Source organism: Litorivivens sp. (genome assembly GCF_041625495.1).
Classification (GTDB): Bacteria; Pseudomonadota; Gammaproteobacteria; order Pseudomonadales; family Spongiibacteraceae; genus Litorivivens.
Window position 1 is genome coordinate 1 of the sequence record NZ_JBFJTH010000074.1, and the last position, 18,230, is coordinate 18,230.

19 protein-coding genes and 1 tRNA gene are annotated in these 18,230 nt (G+C 53.9%); 12 read left to right on the forward strand and 8 right to left on the reverse strand.

Annotation, left to right across the window (positions count from 1 at the left end):
- From ABYP39_RS10195 to ABYP39_RS10240, 10 genes are all read left to right on the forward strand, one after another.
- Positions 1 to 515, forward strand: a 515-nt coding sequence (locus ABYP39_RS10195) for a prepilin peptidase (RefSeq protein WP_372782392.1), incomplete at its 5' end; no start/stop codon positions are given.
- The gene (locus ABYP39_RS10200) at positions 515 to 979 is read left to right on the forward strand and encodes a TadE/TadG family type IV pilus assembly protein (protein WP_372782394.1); all 465 of its coding nucleotides are present in this window, start codon (positions 515 to 517) and stop codon (positions 977 to 979) included. The genes ABYP39_RS10195 and ABYP39_RS10200, both read left to right, overlap by 1 nt.
- Positions 980 to 1,015: 36 nt before the next feature.
- Positions 1,016 to 1,837 (forward strand): Flp pilus assembly protein CpaB, encoded by an 822-nt coding sequence (gene cpaB / locus ABYP39_RS10205; RefSeq protein WP_372782396.1) that lies wholly within the window; start codon positions 1,016 to 1,018, stop codon positions 1,835 to 1,837.
- Positions 1,834 to 3,147 carry a type II and III secretion system protein family protein gene (locus ABYP39_RS10210; protein ID WP_372747727.1) on the forward strand — a complete coding sequence of 438 codons (1,314 nt, stop codon included), beginning with the start codon at positions 1,834 to 1,836 and terminating at the stop codon, positions 3,145 to 3,147. The genes cpaB and ABYP39_RS10210 overlap by 4 nt, the downstream gene beginning before the upstream one ends.
- Positions 3,148 to 3,160: 13 nt before the next feature.
- Positions 3,161 to 4,426: a CpaF family protein gene (locus ABYP39_RS10215; RefSeq protein WP_372747728.1), complete on the forward strand. Its 1,266-nt coding sequence runs from the start codon at positions 3,161 to 3,163 to the stop codon at positions 4,424 to 4,426.
- Positions 4,423 to 5,298 (forward strand): type II secretion system F family protein, encoded by an 876-nt coding sequence (locus ABYP39_RS10220; RefSeq protein ID WP_372747729.1) that lies wholly within the window; start codon positions 4,423 to 4,425, stop codon positions 5,296 to 5,298. The genes ABYP39_RS10215 and ABYP39_RS10220 overlap by 4 nt, the downstream gene beginning before the upstream one ends.
- Before the next feature lie 8 nt (positions 5,299 to 5,306).
- Positions 5,307 to 6,245 (forward strand): type II secretion system F family protein, encoded by a 939-nt coding sequence (locus ABYP39_RS10225; RefSeq protein ID WP_372782398.1) that lies wholly within the window; start codon positions 5,307 to 5,309, stop codon positions 6,243 to 6,245.
- A 3-nt stretch (positions 6,246 to 6,248) separates the two neighbouring features.
- A complete protein-coding gene (locus ABYP39_RS10230; RefSeq protein WP_372782400.1) occupies positions 6,249 to 7,013 on the forward strand; it encodes a tetratricopeptide repeat protein in 765 nt (254 codons plus the stop codon).
- Positions 7,010 to 7,288 (forward strand): DUF3613 domain-containing protein, encoded by a 279-nt coding sequence (locus tag ABYP39_RS10235; RefSeq protein WP_372747732.1) that lies wholly within the window; start codon positions 7,010 to 7,012, stop codon positions 7,286 to 7,288. The genes ABYP39_RS10230 and ABYP39_RS10235 overlap by 4 nt, the downstream gene beginning before the upstream one ends.
- Before the next feature lie 5 nt (positions 7,289 to 7,293).
- Entirely contained in the window at positions 7,294 to 9,096 is a 1,803-nt protein-coding gene (locus ABYP39_RS10240; RefSeq protein WP_372782402.1) for a pilus assembly protein TadG-related protein, read from the forward strand.
- A 203-nt stretch (positions 9,097 to 9,299) separates the two neighbouring features.
- On the opposite strand, the gene ABYP39_RS10245 is transcribed toward ABYP39_RS10240, so the two are convergent.
- Positions 9,300 to 9,752 carry a hypothetical protein gene (locus tag ABYP39_RS10245; protein ID WP_372759406.1) on the reverse strand — a complete coding sequence of 151 codons (453 nt, stop codon included), beginning with the start codon at positions 9,750 to 9,752 and terminating at the stop codon, positions 9,300 to 9,302.
- A gap of 89 nt (positions 9,753 to 9,841) precedes the next feature.
- Positions 9,842 to 10,228 carry a cupin gene (locus ABYP39_RS10250; RefSeq protein ID WP_372782404.1) on the reverse strand — a complete coding sequence of 129 codons (387 nt, stop codon included), beginning with the start codon at positions 10,226 to 10,228 and terminating at the stop codon, positions 9,842 to 9,844.
- 125 nt (positions 10,229 to 10,353) lie between these two features.
- Here ABYP39_RS10250 and ABYP39_RS10255 point away from each other — a divergent pair, with 125 nt between their 5' ends.
- Complete coding sequence (locus ABYP39_RS10255) at positions 10,354 to 11,292, forward strand: SPFH domain-containing protein (RefSeq protein WP_372747736.1); 939 nt, start codon at positions 10,354 to 10,356, stop codon at positions 11,290 to 11,292.
- A gap of 60 nt (positions 11,293 to 11,352) precedes the next feature.
- Here ABYP39_RS10255 and ABYP39_RS10260 read toward each other — a convergent pair whose 3' ends face one another.
- The 3 genes from ABYP39_RS10260 to ABYP39_RS10270 all read right to left on the reverse strand — a co-directional run bounded on the left by ABYP39_RS10260 (position 11,353) and on the right by ABYP39_RS10270 (position 14,015).
- Positions 11,353 to 12,168, reverse strand: a complete 816-nt coding sequence (locus ABYP39_RS10260) for an enoyl-CoA hydratase/isomerase family protein (protein ID WP_372747737.1) — start codon at positions 12,166 to 12,168, stop codon at positions 11,353 to 11,355.
- 9 nt (positions 12,169 to 12,177) lie between these two features.
- Entirely contained in the window at positions 12,178 to 12,942 is a 765-nt protein-coding gene (locus tag ABYP39_RS10265) for an SDR family NAD(P)-dependent oxidoreductase (RefSeq protein WP_372747738.1), read from the reverse strand.
- Between the two features lie 83 nt (positions 12,943 to 13,025).
- Entirely contained in the window at positions 13,026 to 14,015 is a 990-nt protein-coding gene (locus tag ABYP39_RS10270) for an LLM class flavin-dependent oxidoreductase (RefSeq protein WP_372747739.1), read from the reverse strand.
- A gap of 266 nt (positions 14,016 to 14,281) precedes the next feature.
- On the opposite strand from ABYP39_RS10270, the gene ABYP39_RS10275 reads away from it, so the two are divergent.
- Complete coding sequence (locus ABYP39_RS10275; protein WP_372764324.1) at positions 14,282 to 14,740, forward strand: thermonuclease family protein; 459 nt, start codon at positions 14,282 to 14,284, stop codon at positions 14,738 to 14,740.
- A 9-nt stretch (positions 14,741 to 14,749) separates the two neighbouring features.
- On the opposite strand, the gene ABYP39_RS10280 is transcribed toward ABYP39_RS10275, so the two are convergent.
- From ABYP39_RS10280 to ABYP39_RS10290, 3 genes are all read right to left on the reverse strand, one after another.
- On the reverse strand, positions 14,750 to 16,675 hold the full coding sequence (locus ABYP39_RS10280) for an amidase (RefSeq protein ID WP_372782406.1): 1,926 nt from the start codon (positions 16,673 to 16,675) through the stop codon (positions 14,750 to 14,752).
- Between the two features lie 418 nt (positions 16,676 to 17,093).
- Positions 17,094 to 17,540, reverse strand: coding sequence for a BLUF domain-containing protein (locus ABYP39_RS10285; protein ID WP_372748946.1), 447 nt, complete (start codon positions 17,538 to 17,540; stop codon positions 17,094 to 17,096).
- A 289-nt stretch (positions 17,541 to 17,829) separates the two neighbouring features.
- Positions 17,830 to 17,917, reverse strand: a tRNA-Leu gene (locus ABYP39_RS10290).
- Between the last annotated feature and the right edge of the window lie 313 nt (positions 17,918 to 18,230).

Genomic DNA, 18,230 nt, shown 5'->3' on the forward strand with positions numbered 1-18,230 from the left:
GCGCTAACCACACGCTGGAGGCCAGTATGGAAGGCGCTCTTTTCCCCCTGTCACAGGCTATAGCCGCTGCGATTCTCGCAATTATTGCCTGGCAGGACTGGACCCAGCGACGAATTCCCAACTGGGCTGTCGGAGTTCTTCTGGCCAGTGCCCTCGTGCGCTGGCTAGTGGGAGATCCCAGCAGCAATGAGCTGATGTTCAATCTGCTCATTGTGGCATCCATATCTGTTCCAGGGATGGCGTCAGCAACGCTGGGCGCTGGCGACGTGAAGCTGTTATTTGCCCTGGCCCCGCTGTGGACAACCGATACGCTGGTGCACGCATTCAGCTTCGGGATTCTCGCACTCTTCGGGCTGGCTGCGGCCAGCGACGCTGCGCGGCATCACTCGACACCAGGCGGCGCTGCAGCCAGCACGCTCGGCCAACTGCGCCAGCGAGGCATTCCACTCGGCACGGCCATTGCTCTAGGCGCACTAATAACCGCCACTATTTCACTGTTTAAGGGGCTAGTCTAATGACCCGGTTTCGCAAGCACACCCAACGCGGTGCTTCGGCAATCGAGTTTTCTCTAATCTTTCCCGTGTTCATGGCTTTGATCTACGCCATCGTGACATATTCGATGGTATTCATGCTTATTCAGAGCTTCACCTACGCTTCAGAAGATGCGCTACGAGCCGCCATCGCAGTCGATTGCCAGGGCTTGACTACGCAACAATGCATCGATGACAGAATTACCCCGGCCGTACGCACTCAGGTTGTAAGCACCCTCGACTGGCTGCCTGCGTCGGTAAAGAATGAAGTTCTGGGAGCCAGTGGAGAAAAAGTGGTTGTCAATTGTGTAAGCGATACCTGCACGGTGGAGGTTCGCTATAACAACTACGACTCAAATCCGCTTATCCCGGCAATAACGCTGCCAACGATCGGCACCATACCCCGTATACCGCAACATCTGGTTGGCCGTGCGAGTTTGAGAGTGTGACCCTAATTTCGTTATCACCCTGTGAAGGACTACAGTATGCAACCCAAATCGCTAAAGCTCGTTGCATTTTCACTGATCGGGCTATCGGTTATTCTCGCCATTGTCGGTATCCGGCTAGGCAGCAGCGACAACAACAAAGCGGTTACCCTCGCGCCTGAATCACCTTACAAAGTGCTGGTTAGCACGCGCGATATTGAACCCAACTCCATACTGACGGATGAGGATGTTCAAACGATCCCCTACCCGCTCAGCACCGGCGGCACATTTCAAAAGGCCGAAGATGTGGTCGGCAAAGAAATCTTTGTGCGCCTGCCCAAAGGCGAAGTTTTGCGCCAATCGCACTTCGAAATCAGCAGTGTACTGGCAGAACAGGTTACTCCCGGTCACCGCGCAATGGCTGTTTCGGTCGATGAAACTGTCGGTGCTGGCGGCTTTCTGATGCCAGGAGACAGTGTCGATGTTATCTTCGCCGCCAAGGGTGGTAGTCGAAAAGACAGCTCACATTTCTCTCGTCGCATACTCAGCGACATCAAGGTTCTGGCTTTTGGCAACGTCATTCAGGGAAGCGGGCCAGACGGAGAGCCCGTCAGTGGTAAACGCAGCCGCACCGCTGTTCTGGAAGTCCCGGAACCTGAAATCAGCAAACTGCTACTGGCGGATACGTCCGGCACACTGCGCCTGGCGGCCGTCGGCGACCGTGAACTAGCGCAACTCAAACTTGAAGCCGAGCCAACTGCGCGTATCGAAGTTAAAGCCGACATGAGCGACATCGTTGGCAAACCCAAATCCACCTATGTACCGCCTAAAGTCTATGTCTACCATGGCGACACAGTGGAAACCGTGAGGACCTCCCGATGAGCTGGAAATTATGGATTCCACTCTTTTTCGGCTTGCTGGCAGGTATTGCCGTAGCTGTGGAAAGTACCGCAATGAGACTGGTCACTGGCGAGCAATACCAGATGCGTTCACCGGAAGCCATTGTGCGCACCGCGGTGGGCAACCCGGATATTGTCAGCGTCAAAGTTATCAACAGTCGTGAAATTCTATTGACCGCCAAAGCCGACGGTGCCACCTCACTAATGGTTTGGAAAAAGGGTTACAAAAACCCGCTGCGTTACCAGGTAAACACAGCTCCATCAGTATCAGGACTGGCCGCCAATGCTGAAATACAGGCTGTTCAAGGCGGTGTGGTTGTGAGCGGCTATGTAAATTCATTGAATGAGCACCAGAGCGCACTTGCTGGCGCGGGAAAGGCCGCTGTGGATACCACCCTTTCCACGGGCGCTATTCAGGTACAAACCGATATACGCATTGTGGAAATCAGTCGCAGCGAACTTAAGTCTGCAGGTGCGCTGCTGGGTAAAAACACACTTAATACAACAGCTGCAGTTGGCCCGCCCGGCTCACTGGGCGGCGTTGAGGGTGTAGGAGGAGCCTTTAACCTGCTGACCTCCAGTGGTTTCTTACCAAACGCGGAAGGTTATTCACTCATACTAGGCAAAGCCCAGCGCAGTTTGCTGGGTGTAATCAGTGCCCTGCAAAACAACGGCTACGCCTACACGCTGGCCGAACCATCACTGGTTGCGATGTCTGGTCAAAGCGCCAGTTTTCTTGCCGGCGGCGAATTTCCTTACCCCGCTAGCAACGATAACGGCGACATCGATATTCAGTACCGGGAATTTGGGGTGCGACTGAGACTCACCCCAACGGTACTCGACAATCAGAGCATTATGCTAAAGGTTGCTCCGGAAGTGAGCGAACTCGACTTCGTAAACGGCATCCAAACCGGGGGCGTCGCTGTGCCTTCGCTGCGAGTTCGGCGCACGGACACTTCGGTACAACTGGCCTCTGGAGAGAGTTTTATTATCAGTGGTCTGATCAGCTCCAGAACCACCAGCAATGCAGACAAATTTCCAGGGCTTGGTGACATTCCGGTACTGGGCGCTTTTTTTCGCTCTACGCGATTCGAGCAGGAAGACAAAGAGCTGATCATGATTGTTACTCCACATTTGGTCAGACCCATTGCTGCAAACGTACAGCTGCCGGAATTGCCAGGCGAAATCTATCGACGTCATAGTCCAAGTTTTGGTGACATGTTGTTTGGCGACACGCAACCCAAACACAGTGGTAAAACCTGGTCTTCGCCCGGCGTGGGTTTTTCAGACTGAGGAACCTAAAGCCATGACAGCCGAACACACTAACGCGTCTGCGCCCAGCGACGAATATCAACGCCTTAAAGCGGCGTTGCATCGCTTCGTTATTGAGCGTATCGAAGACGAAGACGCTTTTTACGACGGTGACACCAAGCGCCTGTCCAAATCGATCGCTGGCTATATCCGACAGTACTGCCGGATCTACGAGTTCCCCATAGCTGAAGAAGAACAACTGGTTCTCGAGAAGGAATTGCTCGACGAAATTGCAGGCTATGGCCCCCTTCAGAGCCTGCTGGAAGACCCCTCAGTCAACGACATTCTGATTAATGGCCCGACATCCATTTTTATCGAACGCAATGGCGTACTGGAAAAAACGTCGCTGCGGTTTCTCGACGATCGCCACGTTCTAAGAGTTATTCGTCGAATGATTTCACCTCTGGGGCGTCGCATCGACGAATCCAGCCCGCTGGTCGATGGTCGGCTACCTGACGGCAGTCGAATCAATGCCATCGTACCGCCACTGTCATTGGAAGGCCCCTGCCTGTCCATTCGAAAATTTCGTCAAGAAGCACTCACCGAAGAGGATCTGATCAACAGCGGATCGATCACTCGTGAAGCTATGGAGTTCTTGAAAACGGCCGTAAATACGCGCCGCAATATTCTCATCAGCGGCGCAACTGGCTCTGGGAAAACCACGCTGTTGAACGCCCTCAGTCAGTTTATTTTCGATGGCCAGCGGGTCGTCACCATCGAAGACGCGGCAGAACTCCAGTTACAGCACAGCCACGTTGTTCGACTGGAAACCCGACCGCCCAATAACGAAGGCATTGGCGAAGTAACCGCCCGTGAGTTGTTGCGCAACGCGCTGCGTATGCGACCTGACCGCATTATTGTCGGCGAATGTCGTGGTGGTGAAATACTCGACATGCTGCAGGCCATGAATACCGGCCACAGCGGCTCCATGAGCACAGTCCACGCAAACTCCGCCGAAGATGCAATTACCCGCCTGGAAATGATGGTTGGGCTGGCTGACTTCAAAGGATCCGACAACCTCTGTCAGCGAATGATCAGCAGCGCCCTTGATTACGTGGTTCACGTAGGCCGATTAAACAGCGGCAAGCGCTCGGTACTGGAAATTGTCGAGGTAACCGGGACCAATTGTACACTCACCCCCCTATTTCTCTACGACGACGACCTCGACTGCCTGAAGCGAGTGATACCACGGGACGATAATACTGTAGAGCGCAGGCACGGGCCGCGTGCCAGCGATTTTCACCAGGGTGGCCACGCATGATATTGATTGGCGCAAGCTTGCTGATGTGTATGGCCGGATTGGTACTGGTCTTGGCGGGAAAACAGGAATCCGCCACCGCACCCGCCGCCGAAACCGAGGATACGTTCGATCCACTGGCCTCCAGACGTTCGCGCTGGACGCCGGAAATTATCGTCAAATATCTGAATGGGCTCGGCCTGAACCTAGCACCAGCCATCGTCATCGCCGCGCTGGTAATCGAGTCGGTACTGTTTGTCATACTGGCGTTCGCGGTGGAACTGAGCCTCGCCTTTCTCGCATATGTCGCCATGCTCCTGACCACGCATCTGACCCTGCAGGCACTTGGCACTCGACAAAAGCGGATGTTACTACTGGCCCTGCCTTCCTTTCTGAATCAGGTATCTCGAAGACTATCCAGTGGCGTATCAGTAGAACACGCGTTTACTGATTCCATGGAAAATATTGAAGGCCCACTGGAACTAGCTATGCGTCGTATCATGCAACGCGTTGGCCTCGGCCTGGAACTGCACCAGGCTTTTGAGCGCGAAGCGCGTGCCAACGGCCTCAAAGAGCTGTTAATCATTTCCACCGCTCTGCATATCAATGAGCAATTTGGGGGTAGCATCCGTGCGGTACTGGACGATATTGTGCACATCCTCCGACTCGATGATCAGGGCAAGCGGGAACTCTCAGCACAAACCGGTGAAACCCGGATCACCGCGCTGGTGCTATCCATTCTTCCTATCGCGATGATCGCGCTGCTATTTAGCATGAACCCGGAATTTTTGCTGCAAATGTGGCGTGACAGTTTTGGCAAGCAGTTATTGGTAGCCGCCTTTGCCATGCAGGTACTCGGTGTGTTTTCACTCTGGCGGCTGGTTAGATCCATTTAGGAGACGCTATGGAAGCCTATCACGTTGTCCTAATCGCCTGTGTTCTGATGCTCGGAGCTGTGCCTATACTGCTATTGGCTGCCAAGGCAGATACAAAGCCCAAACTCGCGCCACCCGCACCACACAAACAGACGATTTCACCGGCCACCGCCGAAGATGACAGCAAACAAAACCGGCGCAAACGCGCCCTGCAAGGACTGCAGCTTGAACCCTGGCGTCAACTGCGCAAGCAATACAAAACCATCGACGAGATTGCTCGGCTATTTCGTCAATGCGGCATCGGAAGCGCGGCAGATCAGATGCGTTATCTGATCACCGCCGTGATCGTAGCCACAGTTATTGCATTGCTGTGCTGGGTCGCATTCGCAAGCAACGCTCACGGTGTTGTGATGTCAGGCGTCTACGCCGTGCTAGTGGCAGGAAGCCTGTTGCTCTTCATGAAGCGTCTACTCAAAGAACGTGCCGACAAGCGGCAAAAGCGTCTGGAGGAAGAATCCCTGATGCTAATACAGACCACGCGTATGCTGTGGCGGGTAGGTTTGTCCTTACCCAAGACCTTGTCGATACTGTGTGATGAACTACGCCACCTGACACCAGACACCGCATCTGAACTGAAAATAGCGGTCAAGCGTATCGACTCCGGGCAAGCACAGGACGATGCGTTGCAGGAACTTTGCAACAACACCACCGCTGAAGGCTTTCGCGAGTACCTGATCATTCTCCGGCAGGAATCGACCAGTGGCGGCGGTATCGACAGCTCGCTCAATGAACTCTACGAGGTGCTGCAAAACCGGCGCAAAACCGGCTTGCAGGAAAAGGTGAGTAAAACCTCCGGCAACATGTCGGTAATCATGATGCTGTTCATGTTCCCCTCGCTCATCATCGTTATCGGCGGACCCGGTTTCATTGCCATATCCCGGGCCCTGTCACAACTCAACGGGGACTAACCCATGATTTTCTTTAAACGCACAGCCATTACGACACTCTATCTGAGCCTGTGTGCGCTGACCGCCTGCAGCAGCGCTCCTACCGTAAGCAAAGTACCGGTCGACAGCGGCGAACGCTGCTACGCTGAATCGGACAAGAACCGCAACGTGCGACTTGACTTAATTCGTCAACAGGTAGCCGAAGGCCAATACTTTTCTGCAATTGCACATCTGGAGCGGGAAGATTTTCAGTCCGACGGAGCACGCTTCCTACTGGCTGAGTCGCTGCGAAAAAGCGGCCAACTTGATGCGGCACTTACTGAATACAACACGCTCAAGCGCGGTTGTCTGAACGCACTGGGTTATCTGGGTGCGGGTAAGGTGCTCGCTGTAACCGGGAACCTTGAACAGGGCCTGGCAGAATTGAAAACTGCTCGGGATCTTCTGCCTACCGATGCAAACATTCGCAACGACTACGGATTTGCACTACTGGCCAGTGGCAGTTTTGACACAGCCCGCCATGAGTTTATGACCGCAGTAGAACTACAGCCTGGACACCCGGTGGCGATACGCAATCTGGTACTGGCACTGATCTTGAGCAGCGATACCCAGACCGCTTGGTCCGTTGCCGAGCACCACCATATTTCAGTGGACGATTTTCAGAATCTCGTCGTCAAAGCCGCTCAATTTCGCCGCAACCTGTCACAAAACCGTGCTTCTCGCGTTGCCAAAGTTCCTGCAGCCAACACTGAGCCTACTGTTTTGATTCGTTTGGGAGAAACCCTATGACAACACGCTATATGCTAGCTGCCAGTTTCGTCGTCAGTAGCTTGGCGATACCAGCTATTGCCCAGGAATCAGGTCCGGATACCAATCAGCTGCTGCGCAGTCAGCAGGCCACAAGTACCGCCCAGCTGCTGGAACTGCAACGCTCCGGCAAGCTCGCATCAAGAAATGAGCAGCGTCTTACCGGACCGGCACAAAGCAAGGTGTACGAGCGTTATATCAATAGTTTCGGCAACCCGATTCCAGATACCTATATCAGTGAAGAATTCAGCGAGTAAACTCTATGCAAAGGGTAGCTCAACGCTGGACGCGTCAATCCGGTGCCATCGCCATTATCTCAGCCATCACGCTGGGTGCTCTACTGATGTTTGTAGCGCTGGCAGTCGATACGGGGCGACTCTACCTTGAAAAACGCTCGTTGCAGCAACGCGCAGATCTCGCGGCCCTGCAGGCAGCCCAGCTGTATTGCAGCGGTTTCGAGAGCATTGCAACGGTAGAGAATGGTGTAAAAGCGACCCTGCTCGACCACGGTTTTGATGCCGACGATCCGGATAATACCGTTACTGTTGGTCTCGGCACCCTGAGCAGTATAGCGAACCGACGTACCTTTACGGGTTCTGCCAGTGAGTTTCAGACGGTTCAAGTTGTGCTTACTCGCACGGTTCCCTCAGCATTGTTTGGTGGCAGTGTGTTTAGCACTAGCACGCTAAGCGCAACCGGTGTGGCAGAGCGCGATCTGATAGCGACGCTGTCTGCCGGGAACGCGCTGCTGTCGGTCGACAGCAGCCAGTCCGACATTCTGGATTCGGTGCTTGGCGGCCTACTTGGTGGATCGCTGAGCTTGTCTGCAGCTAGCTATCAAGGCCTGGTAGAAGGAGCGATTACCTTTGGCGACTTAATTGCAGAGTTATCTGCTGCCGGACTGCTCGGTGCTGCCGCCAGCCTGAATGACTTGAGTAATCTTGATCTATCGCTAAGCCAATTGTTAACGGCCATCAATGACACCCTGACGCTCAATGGTGGTAGCGCCGCTGCGCTTAGTGCAATGACAGATATCATTACAGAAGCCAGCAGTAGCGGCAGCGGTACAGAAACGGTCGACATGGGCTCGCTACTCGTTGTGGACGATGACTATGCTGGCAGCGAGCAAGGCAAGGAAAGTACAGTTACGCCCCTCCAACTCATCACCGCATCCTTGCTCGCAGTCAATCTTGGCGACACGATCAACCTCAATATTATTGCAGACACCGCGTCGCTACCGATGATTCAACAGCTGTTTGGCAATTCCATCACTCAAACCGTCGCGCTCACTATTCAAAGCGTACCGACCATTGCGGTGGGTCGCTTCGGCTACGACACCCTGGGCAACCCCAGAACTCGCGCCGAAGCTGCCGCAGTCGATCTTGTTACGGGCGTAAATCTTAATTTCGGACCAGGCACCAGCGGTCTGTTAGATGCACTGTTATCCAATTTGCTCACGGTGTCGGGCAACGTGTATGTTGCGGCAACGTCCGCCGATACCGAAGCCTGGTTAGACCAAATCAACCAGTGCCCGCGCCTGCTATCGCGCACGTTCGATTTTACAGTGGGGGCATCACCCGGCGTTGCAAGTGCCATTTTGCGCGGAGCAACTGCCGGTAGCCCAGCCGATCTATCAGTAGATTTGAACCTGCTGGGGCTCGGTTTGGTAACCACCACGTTAGATGTCGCGGGCACTCTTCCCATCGACAATGGCAGTGACAGCACCATTCCCTTTACTGTCGATCTGTCGCAGGCTGACGCCATTCCGACCGAAGAAGGCACCACCAGCACATCACTGTCTAACGCGGTATCCAACGGTGTTACGAGCGCAGGCAACACACTGGTCACCAATATCAACGCACAGCTGCTAGGCTTACCCATCACGCTGTCTACCGGCAACAGGAATATACTGACCAACAATCTGCTGCTGGCGCTAAGCCCGATACTCGGCGGCGTTACCGAACTTACTCTCGATCCGGTACTGGAAGCGCTTGGCTTGGCCATCGGTGAAGTCAGAGTACAAATTCTAGATGTGCAGGAAGGCCGAAGCGAGTTGATGATGTAGCACTGCGGCTATCGCGTCGACGGCCGGCCCGGCTCAGGGCGCTGCCTGGTCATCGTTTTAGCACAGCAACGCTTGCAGATCGCGGTGAGACACTGACGGTCCGTTAACCCGGAACACAGTACTTCTTCTGCGCACAACGCGCCGCTGGCGATCAGCCGCTCCAATACGTCGACGGAGACTTCTAACCGGACTTTCATCGGCGGTCAGTTCAAATGCTGACGAGTGTCAGCTACAGGTGTTGTCACCCAGCCCGCATTAAACATCAGGCCAATGGCATCATCAGGTTGAGGTAGACGATCAGCCAGCAAGGGTGTGCGCTGCTGCTCTCGCTGCAGTACGGCACAGACTTTCCCCAAATACTCACGCCGCAGAGCCAGATGGCCGCTCATCGCCAACCCCTTCGCCAGTGCACTCACGGCTTCCAGCAGACGATCAATATGGCGTTTTCCATCCTGCTCCGCGTGACCGGTAAAGCGCTCCACCTTCATTAAGGCCAGATCGAATGCACAACCGAAATACTGTACCGCCTGCGCAAGTTCACCCTCGGCGAGCGATGCCTTCCCCTGGCGCATCCAGCTAGACCAGATTGGCCCTGCAGCCTCTAAATGCTCACTCAGCTGAACCTTGTGTCTATGACATAGAAATTGATAATCCACAGTGCCTCCCGCAACCCCATTAACGATAATGATTATCATTTGCGATATTGCGGTACACTGTCAAGCCCCAGAAATCAGAAATGCTGACGTTAGACGTCTGTATTTTCCGTACCCTCTCCGGGGGTAAAGAAAAGACAAGTCGCAGCATCGGCGATATGTGCGGTGTGCCAGGTATTGCGCGGCACCAGTACAAAGCTTCCCGGCGAGTCCAGTACCATGCGTTGCTCTCCCTCGGTGGTTCTGACCACAAACTCAGCACTACCGCTAATAAGGCAGACGATTTCGTCTCCCTTTGGATGGCGCTCCCACGTCGGCCAATTCTCTGTGAAATGGTGCATGGCAATCAGCGTATGCCCCGCAAAGCCTGCATAATCTCGATCCAGCTTCTCATAAAGCCCCGAATCCAATGCCACAACATCACATGATTGGTTAGGCGTTAAAACTACCGCTGATTGATCAAAGTGATGTGATCGCATGACCTACCCTCACAATAAAGTTATTTTTCGGACCAAACCGGGTGGCGGCCCGCGCAGTACTGCCCTACGATAAAACCTTCGTCAAGGACGACGTATAACAACGAAAAATGTAAATGGAGAGTTTCATGGGCACTATTGTCATTATTCTGATCGTGTTGCTAGCCGGCATTATTTTTACTTTTGTAGCGCAATCATCCGCTGACCCCAAAACCAAACGCACATTTCATACCGTCAGCATTCTCTGTTATGTGGCAGCGTTGTTGACACTTGCCATGGCCAGTTATACCACGGTTCCCGCCGGTCACGTAAAAGTCGCCAGCCTGTTCGGAAAAGTACAACCTGTGCCGTTTGATGAAGGGCTCCACTTTCCGGTAAACCCACTGTATTCGTGGACAGAGTTTGACCTGCGCCAGAAAACGCATAAAGAGCGCGCGGGCGTACCATCAGAAGATAAATTGATCACCGAAATGGACGTTTCCGTTCAGTACCGAACTATTGGCAGTATGGCACCGGATATACTACGCAATACCGGCAAAACCCAAGACATAATCAACGTTCACATGATTCCCAAGCTGCGTTCCATTTTGCGTGAACAGGGTAAAGGTATTAAGCAAGCACAGGATTTCTTCCTAGAGTCCGTGCAGGCACAGCTTCAGGTTACCCTGCAAACCTCACTGAGCGAGTATTTAGCGCCCAAGGGATTGCAGGTTGAAACAGTGCTAATTCGCGATGTCGTGCTCCCTGCGGTCATTCGCAATGCCATAACCGAAACCAAAAAACGCGAGCAGGAAGTCTTGAAACAGCAAGCAGAGCTTGAACGGTTTGCCACCGAACAGAATCAAAAGGTAAAGCAGGCTGAATCTGAGCTGCAGGCTGCCAAGCTGGAAGCCGAGAAAATTCGTGCGTTAGCCGACGCCGAAGCCTATCAAATAGAGGTCATCAATAGACAGCTGGCGAAATCACCAAACTATATCCACCTGAAAGAAGTAGAACGCTGGAATGGCGTGCTACCCAAATACACCGGCAACAGCAGCGTACCCATTCTCGATCTGAGAAAGGAATAACAAAACCGGGGGGTTCCCCGGTTGGTTTTTGACCGGCTTTTTCTCGCAAAAGTGGATTCGCTAGCGAAAAAAATCAGGTTTGCGGTTTTCAAAGAAAGCCGCTGCCGCTTCCTCCACATCGCCACTCAGGCCATTGAGAATTTGATTGCGGTTTTCAAGTTGCATGGCGGCGTCAAGGCTACTGGCATCGAGGTTGGCCCACATCCCCTGCTTCGTGGAAACCAGCCCGTAGGGGCTGAAATCGCACATGGATTCCGCCAACGCCAGCGCCTCCTCCAACAATGCATCAGCCGCTTCGACACGGGTAACTAACCCCCAGGTTTCAGCCTGCGCTGCATCAACAACCCGAGCAGTAATCATCATATCGTGTGCGCGCGCTGCACCAATAAGTCGCGGCAATGTATAGCTAACGCCGATATCACAACCAGAGACGCCCAGGCGTATAAACTGGGTACAGAATTTTGCGTCAGCAGCGGCGATGCGCACATCACATGCCAATGCCAACCCCAGACCGCCGCCATAAGCATGACCATTGACGGCAGCAATTATCGGCTGCTGGATACGACGCAATTTAAGCACCAGCCCAGCCATATATTCCTGGGCTCGCATGCCCGCGCGCGGGCCAGAACCGATCTCGCCAACGGCTGCTGCCAACGACTCCGGGTTGGCCTGATCCATTAAATCCAGTCCAGCACAAAAGGATTGTCCTGCACCGGTGAGCACCACCACCCTGCAACGGTGGTTTCGGTCGATGTCGTCTAATGCCGCATAGAGATCTGTCGCCATCTGCCAGCTCAAGGCATTACGTGCGCCTGGCCGATTGAGCGTTACAAGGGCAATGTCCGGCTGCGGATAAGTCAGAGTAATGGTTGTCACAGTAATCTCCTACAGCACGCAGTAGCCGCCATCTGACAGTAAGGTTGAACCGGTGGTATAAGCCGACATGTCGCTGAGCAGATATAAAATAGGACCAAGAATTTCCTCGGTATCGGCAACACGCTGCTGCAGGCAGGCTTGTTTGGCCCCTTCCTCAAAACCCGGGATAGCCGCCGCGCTGCTGTCAAACAGATCCGAGTGATAGCTCCCCAAGGCCAGGGCATTCACCCGGATATTGTCCTTGGCCCATTCCGCAGCCATCACCTTGGTCAGGGCCTGCAGCGCCGATTTCATCGCGGCATAGAATCCCTGGTAGGCCGGCGGTTTGATTGCGGACACTGAGATGAGATTGATCACATTTCCGCCACCTACCTTTGCCATATGAGGTGCAGCCCGCGATGCAAGGTACCAGGGGCCCATCAGGTCAACATCAAACATTTTCTGAAACAGGGACGGAGCCAAATCAGTGAGCGGCCCCAATGCCGGGTTGATGCCCGCATTATTGATCACAATATCAATTCGACCGTAATGCTCCAGTGTTTTCGCGATCAGCGCATCAAGGCTACCAGTATCACCGACATGGGTGGCGACCGCTAGCGCCTGCCCTCCCTGCGCTTCAATCTGTTCACACACGGCCTGGCAGTTTTCCAGTTTACGGCTTGCCACCACAACATTAACGCCAGCTTTCGCCAGTCCCTCTGACATCGCCCGGCCCAAACCCCGGCTACCGCCGGTGATGATAGCGACCTTGCCTTCCAGTTCCGTAAATGTCATTTTGCGCCCCCGCTGCTGAATATTTCACCAGCATGCGTCTTTCTGACAGCACTTACTTTTACGGTTTTGTTAAGTGAAGTCTTTTATAAAGATGCCATCACCTGCGCGACGATCTCAAACGAACGAAGCCGTGCCTCATGATCAAAAATCTGCCCCGCAAAAATAATTTCGTTGGCGCCAGTGTCGTCTATAAACGCCTGCAGTTTTGCCGCTACGGTGTCGCGGTCGCCCACTGCAGAGCAGGCCATAATCTGCGATAGCAGGGCTTTGTCTGCCGGCCCCAGTGACTGATTGAATTCGGCGCTGGGGGGTTGCAATTTTCCAGGCTGGCCGCGGCGCAGATTTACGAAAGCCCGTCGCATGGAGCTGGCCAGATAATCAGCCTCGTTTGTAGTATCTGCGGCAATGACGTTAAATCCAGCCATTACATAGGGTTCGTCCAGAAATCGCGAAGGCGAAAATCGATGACGGTAGAGCTGCACAGCCTCATTGAGCTGGGCTGGCGCAAAATGTGAGGCAAACCCAAACGGCAGGCCCAATGAGGCCGCCAGTTGCGCTCCAAAGAGACTCGATCCAAGAATCCACACCGGTACCTTGCTACCAGCCCCTGGGGTGGCAACGACCGCCTGCCCAGGTTTGGGCTCGTCTAGAAACCCGAGCAATTCCACCACATCGCGGGGAAACTGGTTCACATCACCATCGAGATTTCTGCGCAAGGCATTCACCGTCATTTGATCGGTTCCCGGCGCCCGCCCAAGCCCAAGATCAATACGTCGCGGGTACAAGGCTTCCAGCGTTCCAAACTGCTCTGCGATAACCAGCGGCGCATGATTGGGCAGCATGATGCCCCCCGCTCCTACCCGAATGGATTGCGTGGCGGCTGCTACATGGCCGATCACCAACGAGGTCGCAGCGCTGGCGATTCCAGCAAAGTTATGATGTTCTGCCAACCAGAAGCGCGAGTAGCCCCACTTCTCGGCGTGTTGTGCCAGCGACACGGAATTCGCCAATGCATCGGCGATACCACCACCTTCACGAATTGAACACAGATCGAGCATGGCATAACGGGTCATGATTCATCCTTATGAGACACTTGTTGCCGACAGAGACGGATAGCCGGGCACTATTGTCGGTGATTTTTTGTACCTACTCCACTTAGCCTGCCCCGCCCTCTCACACGGCGCCACTGTCATGCGCGATTTCATCTGATAAACTCTCAATCCGAACGGAGTCTAGACGGCTAAGGATCAGCCACCCAAGATTGTAACGGGCCGATTCAGCCGTCTTGCAGGGCGTACCGCTGACATACTCTGGCCCTCGGTGTGGAGCCAGCCTCTGAATGATACGGCGTGTCATTTCGTTTTACGTTTTTATATTTCTAAACAGCAACCTTCTAGCAAACCCATGCACTAACGAGCTGCCAAAATCCTTTGGGCATGTTCGGGTAGATAGCATCGTGGGGGTTTACGACGGCGACACCATTCGCGTGCGGATAGACAACTGGCCACCCATCATTGGCGAGGCCATCGGTGTGCGTATTAATGGAATAGACACGCCGGAAATTCGCGGTAAGTGCCCAGAAGAGAAAGCACTCGCCCGCGAGGCGCGGGCCTTCACCCGCGACGCAGTGACAGCGGCCAAAGCGGTAGAGCTACGTAACCTACAGCGCGATAAATATTTTCGACTTCTGGCCGACGTGTGTGTAGATGGACAGGCACTTTCTTCTTTACTGATTTCTAATAACCTTGCCTATCCTTATGAAGGCGGTCGCAAACAATCCTGGTGCGACCGCCGCTAATGTCCCCTATCAGTTATCGGATGGCCCGGCCAGTGCTTCCAATACTTCAACAAAATGCGCCGGATCGATAGTTTCTGGAGGCTGCTCAGCGTAAGTAGCCACAGCCGCACGTTGGCGAGCATTAAACTCGGCGATGGTTCCACCTTCACCACCGGGCGCCGGATTAATGACGGGGGGTTTTCGGTGCAAAGTTTCCTGTTCATAGTCGTACGCAATACCTATGCCCGTTCCTTCATCAAACTGGCGAACAAAGATTTCCATCCCGCGCGGCACGCCCACAGATTCGTCAAAGCCGACCGGAACAACAATCGAGCCCATCTGCGTGGTGGAGCCAAAGTCACAGGTGCGACCGCCAGTTGGGCCGGGCGAAAGTATCAGGGCATCTACCCGGATCGCGTTCCCTGAAGCATCCACTACCGGATTGCCACTGGCGTCGGTTATGGCGTCCATGACACCTGTAACATAGTCGCGCATATCACGAATCGCCTGTAATTGCGTATCTGTCGGTGCCAGATCAGGGCTGTCCGATGCAGTCAGCGCGACCAACCCAGCGGTTCGCGGCCCAACCCGACCAGTTTCGAGAATGCCGTCGATACCCGCACAATCACCCCGGTCGTTGGTATCCGTCGCGCGCGCACTCGAAAGACAGCGGCGCGGGCTCGAGCCACCTTCGGCCTCAAAGCCAACAAAATACTGGTTCATATCGTAGTGTCGGGAGCCGGCAGACAAGCTGGCAAAGTCGGGCAAATACACGTCGTACACTGTCGCCCCCATCGCTTCAAGTTTCGCAACAGCAGCAGCTATCAGCTCACCCTGCACGCCAGTGCCAGCCGCACTCGTGCTTCCGCCCAGATCCCTAACCACACCGATATTGCGCCCTGCCACTCCGTATACGGCTCTATCGAGAAATTGCGTGTAATCACCGGGACGGTCAGTTTCCGGATACCATGCCGCTTTTGGGTCTCTGGAATCGTAGGTCGCCATCGCACTGAGCATTAACGCCGCGTCGGTAACCGTTCGTGTCATCGGACCGCCGGTATCGCGCTCATGAGACAGAGGGTAAATTCCGTGCTGGGAAATCACACCAAGGCTGGGCCGAATACCCACCAACCCATTGACCGAAGAAGGGTGTCGAATTGATTGGCAGGTGTCAGACCCGGTTCCTCCGAGTGCAAAATTGGCAGCAATGGAAGCGCCAGTACCCGACGATGAACCTGCGGGGCTTTCAAGTGTGTTGTAGGGATTTCTGACCTGAATCGCTCGGGCGGAAAAACCCGTGGTGAAATAGGCGAACTCATCCTGATTTGCTTTGCCAAGAATTACTGCGCCAGCCTGTCGCAGACCGTCCACGGAGTGGGCATCTACACCAGCTTGGTGCCCCAACATAGAATACGAGCCCTGGGTTGTCGGGTAATCAAAGGTATCGTAGTTATCCTTCAACAACACCGGCATACAATGCAGAAAACGATCGCCAATACCTCGGTCCCGCTCGTACATGGCATCTAGCACAGCAGCCTGTTCCAGTGCGTTTGGCATGATCGCCAACACACCCAAAATAGGGAGACCACCATTTTGTTGTGGTGTATCGTTATAAGCTAGTATTCGGTCGATATACATCTGCGTGATATCAACACAGGTTAACGCCTCGCCATTCTCAGCGACCATCTCTCCGGCAAGCACCGCATGCACATCAGCCATCGTGGCCTCAACCAGTGCAAACTCCCGCTGATCGCTAATGCCGTTGTTATTTTCGTCAACAAAGGGCTCCTCTTCTGTTTCAGTATCTTCTACATCGGAACCGTTTGAACCAGAATCTTCCGACCCCGAGCCTGCAGAAGAAGAGGATGCAGGGGACGACGAGGAAGAACTACTGCCACTGTTACAGCCAACCAGAAACATCGTGATCGATGCCAAAAACAGAACCAAAAACCGCATGAAAATCACTCCTGTGCACCCGCGTTCCGCCAATCCGACGGTACGTTGCAGTGCATTACTTAACGAATGTCTTTCCACATCCCTACCAACGGCAAATCCTTTACCCTGAAAGACAATCAGAGGTAACAGCAAGATTGGTGCCACCGGCTAAAACTGGGCTAACTGGGGTGTTTTCAAGCCTAGTCGCCCCAAGTTGGCGCGCGCGGTGCGTCGCAATCACCCAACAACACGCATTGCGCACTAACGTCGCAAGCGCAAGACGGGCAAACAAATAGTGAAGGCGGCTACAGGCCGCGAGGCTTGAATTTAGGGAATTAGACGGGGGCGTTTTGGTCGCGGAAATTGGAAATTCGACAAGCTTGGGGCTGCGCTCCACCTATCAAAGCGCTGAAGAAGTATTACGATAACTAAAGGGCCGTTACTCGCCTTGGGTTTTGCCCATCACGTTATTGAGATGTTCGGCCAGATCAGGGATCGTTTGAGCCAGTAATTCTAAACGGCCCTGCTTTTCATCGTCGTCGATCATACCCGGTACGAAACTCCACACCGGGTCAGCAAGATCACCAAAACCCATTTGCCAATTCGGGAAAAGCTTTTCATCAACTTCGCTATCGACAAGTACTTGTACCTGCTCATGGCGCGTATCAGCACGCAAGGTGGCAAGAAGGTTCTCTATCGCTTCTGCAGGGCCTTCCAGCACCTGAAGAAAATAGCCACGGTCGTGTAGCAGTATCCCGCTAATATCGTCCATGGCATTGAACGAGCGGGCGTCATGGAGAATTTTCATTAAGGTGTCGTGATCCATAGCCTGGGTAGCTCGGCTGCAGTACACAACGCGACGAATAGAATGCTGATCAACTGTCATGAGGCCCCCTGCTTATAATAACAACTTTAAAACAGGTAGAAGCAAATTCCCAACACCTGATTTTATATTACCCAAAGCTGTTTTTCTCTGGACTTGTGTTAGCCATCCAACCCCCGAGAAACCCTCGGCAGCTCCGATCACTGCTGCGGTTGCGGCTGAGAAGAAATATTCAACAGCGCCGGATAAGCACCATCCCCGTTAATGGGGTAGAGCCGGTAGAGCCGGCAGAGCCGCAGAGCCTAGAGCCCCTTCGCGAAAACCACGACTGGCAGTCGAATTATTGTGTGATTGGTGCCCGGAGCCGGAATCGAACCGGCACGCCAGCAATAGGCGGGAGATTTTAAGTCTCCTGTGTCTACCAATTCCACCATCCGGGCAGACAGGGCGATAGAAATGAGGGCAGGATGCTACAGCAGCCCTAACGTCAGATCAAGAACTTGGCCCGCTCAGTTTTATTACCGCAGGTTTTAGGGTTCCCATGTAAATCTGACACGCAGACACAAAGGTATCCACCAAACGTATTTACTGAGCAAAGAAGCAAAAACCGTTCTTTTTGAGAACCGACTTCGTTGACACCCCGACTTCTTGCTGTAGAGAACAGCGGTCGGCTTACATGTCACTGTCGGGAGAGAAATGGAGGCGCGGGTCGGAATCGAACCGGCGTACACGGAGTTGCAGTCCGCTGCATAA

Coding starts and splice junctions, on each gene's coding strand:
- ABYP39_RS10200 (WP_372782394.1), top strand. CDS start 515: ATGACCCGGTTTCGCAAGCACACCCAACGCGGTGCTTCGGCAATCGAG.
- cpaB (WP_372782396.1), top strand. CDS start 1,016: ATGCAACCCAAATCGCTAAAGCTCGTTGCATTTTCACTGATCGGGCTA.
- ABYP39_RS10210 (WP_372747727.1), top strand. CDS start 1,834: ATGAGCTGGAAATTATGGATTCCACTCTTTTTCGGCTTGCTGGCAGGT.
- ABYP39_RS10215 (WP_372747728.1), top strand. CDS start 3,161: ATGACAGCCGAACACACTAACGCGTCTGCGCCCAGCGACGAATATCAA.
- ABYP39_RS10220 (WP_372747729.1), top strand. CDS start 4,423: ATGATATTGATTGGCGCAAGCTTGCTGATGTGTATGGCCGGATTGGTA.
- ABYP39_RS10225 (WP_372782398.1), top strand. CDS start 5,307: ATGGAAGCCTATCACGTTGTCCTAATCGCCTGTGTTCTGATGCTCGGA.
- ABYP39_RS10230 (WP_372782400.1), top strand. CDS start 6,249: ATGATTTTCTTTAAACGCACAGCCATTACGACACTCTATCTGAGCCTG.
- ABYP39_RS10235 (WP_372747732.1), top strand. CDS start 7,010: ATGACAACACGCTATATGCTAGCTGCCAGTTTCGTCGTCAGTAGCTTG.
- ABYP39_RS10240 (WP_372782402.1), top strand. CDS start 7,294: ATGCAAAGGGTAGCTCAACGCTGGACGCGTCAATCCGGTGCCATCGCC.
- ABYP39_RS10250 (WP_372782404.1), bottom strand. CDS start 10,228: ATGCGATCACATCACTTTGATCAATCAGCGGTAGTTTTAACGCCTAAC.
- ABYP39_RS10255 (WP_372747736.1), top strand. CDS start 10,354: ATGGGCACTATTGTCATTATTCTGATCGTGTTGCTAGCCGGCATTATT.
- ABYP39_RS10265 (WP_372747738.1), bottom strand. CDS start 12,942: ATGACATTTACGGAACTGGAAGGCAAGGTCGCTATCATCACCGGCGGT.
- ABYP39_RS10270 (WP_372747739.1), bottom strand. CDS start 14,015: ATGACCCGTTATGCCATGCTCGATCTGTGTTCAATTCGTGAAGGTGGT.
- ABYP39_RS10275 (WP_372764324.1), top strand. CDS start 14,282: ATGATACGGCGTGTCATTTCGTTTTACGTTTTTATATTTCTAAACAGC.
- ABYP39_RS10280 (WP_372782406.1), bottom strand. CDS start 16,675: ATGCGGTTTTTGGTTCTGTTTTTGGCATCGATCACGATGTTTCTGGTT.
- ABYP39_RS10285 (WP_372748946.1), bottom strand. CDS start 17,540: ATGACAGTTGATCAGCATTCTATTCGTCGCGTTGTGTACTGCAGCCGA.